This window comes from Nitrospira sp. BLG_2, assembly GCF_049222245.1.
Map to the genome: position 1 here is coordinate 1 of NZ_JBLYIG010000284.1, position 3594 is coordinate 3594.

5 protein-coding genes are annotated in these 3594 nt (G+C 55.7%); 1 reads left to right on the top strand and 4 read right to left on the bottom strand.

Features of this window, described 5'->3' with window-relative positions; translation table 11 throughout:
* Positions 1-41 precede the first annotated feature (41 nt).
* Positions 42-146: a hypothetical protein gene (locus ACOSYY_RS07850; protein ID WP_421661717.1), complete on the top strand. Its 105-nt coding sequence runs from the start codon at positions 42-44 to the stop codon at positions 144-146.
* Positions 147-563: 417 nt separating this feature from the next.
* Here ACOSYY_RS07850 and modC read toward each other — a convergent pair whose 3' ends face one another.
* The 4 genes from modC to ACOSYY_RS07870 form a co-directional block, all read right to left on the bottom strand.
* Complete coding sequence (gene modC, locus ACOSYY_RS07855) at positions 564-1655, bottom strand: molybdenum ABC transporter ATP-binding protein (RefSeq protein ID WP_421661713.1); 1092 nt, start codon at positions 1653-1655, stop codon at positions 564-566.
* A complete protein-coding gene (gene modB / locus ACOSYY_RS07860) occupies positions 1652-2326 on the bottom strand; it encodes a molybdate ABC transporter permease subunit (RefSeq protein ID WP_421661714.1) in 675 nt (224 codons plus the stop codon). Before modB ends, modC begins: the two co-directional genes overlap by 4 nt.
* Positions 2327-2334: 8 nt before the next feature.
* On the bottom strand, positions 2335-3090 hold the full coding sequence (gene modA, locus ACOSYY_RS07865; protein ID WP_421661715.1) for a molybdate ABC transporter substrate-binding protein: 756 nt from the start codon (positions 3088-3090) through the stop codon (positions 2335-2337).
* Positions 3091-3252: 162 nt separating this feature from the next.
* Positions 3253-3594 (bottom strand): alginate export family protein (locus tag ACOSYY_RS07870; protein ID WP_421661716.1); only part of this gene is annotated, 342 nt, incomplete at its 5' end.

Sequence of the window (3594 nt, forward strand, 5' to 3'; positions counted from 1 at the left end):
CCAATGCGGGCGTGGAAGCCCTCAATGCCACCATCCAGTGGGTGAAGAAGACTGCCCGCGGCTTCCGCAATGTCGAGCATTTCAAAACCGCGATCTATTTCCATTGTGGAAGATTGGATCTCTATCCAACCCACACAAAAATTTGAAGAGCCAACAATATATTGACTGAGCCGTTTTAAACGTAGAGTGTTTGGTTCAGCGTCACAACCCTCGCGAGGGGTGAGCAACCAAGGTTCACCCCTCGCAGCAGGGAGCGGTTCCCAAAGCAGATCGTCGAGCTGCGTCGCCGCTTCGGCGGGAATCGTGGCGATAACCTGTTGTCCTTGCAAAAAGTCATACGCATGGTTGAGTGGCAGCTTCACTCGGAGATCGATCCGGTGTCCTGAGCGGATATGTACCGTGGTGCGGATAAGGCCCGGCTCCTGACAGTGAACGACCCCTCTGATCAGGTTGACCGTGAAATCGGATATCAGGAGGATTCCTCCAGGATGTTCATGTGCTCTTCCGCCATAGGTGGTTTCATGACTCATCAGCAGACCTTCCGATCACGGATGATCAATCCGCTATGTCATCAACTCTTCATTCAACGCGACGGTTTTGATATGCGCGAAGACTCGCTGCCCTGGTTGCAGCCCCAATGTGACACACGATTTGCGGGTGATGCTGGCCACGAGCGGCGCGCCGATATCCAACAACACGTCTACTGACGATTGATTTATTTCCCGGATCTCGACAATCGTTGATTCGAGAATATTCAACACGCTGGTCGGCGCAACGGTTTTCCCTATGACGAGACTGACGTCGCTGGAAAGGATGTGTACCCGCATGACCTGTCCAACCGCGACAGCCTGAAGCGGAACAAAGAGGGGCTGGCCATGAAACTCCAGTCGGGTCAGGCCGTATTCCGCGTCATGCCCCGCGACGCGAGCGTCCAAGACGGCGCCGACTCGATGGGATCCGAAACTCCCCCGGTATTGTAGAGAGGTGAATGCCTCATCGAGCGCACCGGCTCTCACGACGTGTCCTTCCTTCAACAGAATGACACGGTCGGCCAGTTGGAGGATTTCAGTGATGGCATGGCTGACGTACATCACGGGGATCCGCAGCTCCTCATGAAGACGACGTATGAACGGAAGAAGCTCTTGCTTGCGCTGGATGTCGAGCGAGGCGAGCGGTTCGTCCAGCAAGAGCAGCTGAGGACTGGTCAGCAGCGCCCGGCCGATCGCCACCCGCTGTTGCTCGCCGCCGGAGAGTTTGTGAATGCGGCGTTCCATAAGATGGCCGATGCCGAGAATCTCGACGACCTGCTCGATCGCAAGACGGCGTTCTCCTACCGGCACGCGCTTAAACCCGTACAGAAGATTCGCGCGGACGTTGTAGTGGGGAAACAATCGAGGTTCTTGGAACACATACCCGATGGGACGTTGATAGAGCGGTCGACAGAGACCGATCTTCTCGTCCTGCCAGATCTCGGCGCCGAACTGCATGAAGCCGTCGGGGGCCCGTTCAAGTCCGGCCAGACATCTCAAGAGCGTGGTCTTCCCCGACCCAGAGGCGCCAAAGATTGCGGTAATACCGGACATGGGCACATCCAAACTGACGTTCAGATGAAAAGTCGGAAACCGCACATCAAAGCGCGCCAGCAAGTGACTCATGACGCATGGATGGGAAATCGGCGATTCGTGATATACACGGTCAGCAAGACAAGAAACGAAAAGACCAGCATGAAGGCCGAGACGACATGCGCTTGGGCGTATTCCCCGACTTCGACATGCTCGAAGATAGTCGTGGACAGCACACGCGTTTGTCCTGGAATCGAGCCGCCGACCATGAGCACGACCCCAAACTCGCCCATGGTATGCGCAAACCCAAGCACGATCGCACTGATATAGCCGCGCAAGGCGATCGGAGAGATGACCGTCAAAAACGCATCCCATTTCGACGCGCGGAGCGACCAGGCCGCTTCCAGCGGAGCTTTGCCGACCGCTTCAAATGCGCTTTGCAGCGGCTGGATCACGAATGGCATCGAATAAAACACTGAGGCGATCACCAGACCGGTGAAGGTGAAGGCCAGTGAGAGGTGAGCAAAACGACCGAGCGGTCCGTACGGACCCAGCGCGATCAGGATGTAGAACCCCAGGACGGTGGGAGGGAGGACAATCGGCAGTGCGACAGCGGCTTCTACGATGGGTCTGAACCGGGAACGAGTATGAGCCAGCCACCAGGCGAGAGGCGTGCCCACAATTAATAGGACGATCACCGTCATTGTCGCAAGTCGCAGGGTGACCCACAGCGCGCTCAAATCAAAATCTGTCAGGACTCCCATGTGTCCTCCTACTTCAGCTCATAGCCAAAGCGTTCAATGATGGCTTTGGCTTGCGGACCACCGATGAACTCCAGGAGGGCTTTTGCCGCTGGGTTCTCCTTGCCCTTCGTCAGCAAAATCACATCTTGCTTGATCGATTCATGCAAATTGGTTGGGACTTCCCACCGGCTGCCCTTTCCCTTGAACTTGGCATCCATGACTTGAGACAAGGCCACGAAACCCAACTGAGCATTGCCGGATTCGATGAACCCCATGGTTTGTCCGATACTTTCTCCCATCACAATGTGAGGCTGCAGGCTGTCCCAAAGTTCCAGCTTTTGCATCGTCTGCATCGCCGCGACACCGTATGGCGCCGTCTTGGGGTTTGCGATAGCCAGGCGTTTGAACTGTTTTGAACGTAACGTCTCTTCTCCCTTGATCAGGCTCGCATTCGAACTCCACAGCACCAGACGGCCGATCGCATAGGTAAAGCGGGAATACTTGACGCCGAATCCCTCGTCTTCCAACAGTTTAGGACGTTCCCTATCGGCAGAGAAAAACACATCGAACGGCGCGCCGTTCTTGATTTGTGTATAGAAGCTTCCGGAGGACCCTCCCGCCACCTGCAACTGATGGCCCGTTGATTTTTCAAACTCCGATGCGATCTCGCGGAACGGCGGAATAAAATTCGCCGCCACTGCTACCACCGCTTGCTCGGCAAACGCCGGGGCGCCCGCCAGTATCACGATGACCCACACACACCAGGGAAGAAGCCGCTGTCTCATGGTCGATCCTTTCTTGCAGGAGATCGAACACGGCGCCAACTGTGTCTCGCCGCACGCTGGCCGTGGCCGACTTGAACCGTCTGAACACACCTGCGTTTGTTGCATCCACGGGTTTCTCGTCTCGTCGTGACGGCTCTCGTAGAGGGTTGTTGTTAACAACCGCTAGATTCTGACTCGCACGGAAATATAAAAGTAGTCCGAATCCTTGTTTCCACCGGATGGCATTTGGGCCAGGATGGTGGGGCTGTCAAAATAGGACCCCTTGAACCAATGGACATACCCGGCGTCAAAGTCCAGGTTGGCATTGATTTGCCATTGCGCTTGCAGCTCGACATCATGGCCTAACGAACCACCGGAATTTCCCGTGACATCCCGCAGGCCGCTGGCCCCGAAGAAATCCTTGTTCTGCGCTAGGAACCAAACTCGATGTTTCAGCAGCAAATTCCAGTCTTTGGTCGGCGTCAAGACCAATCGCCAACCCGGAGAAATCAAGTTGGTTCTGGA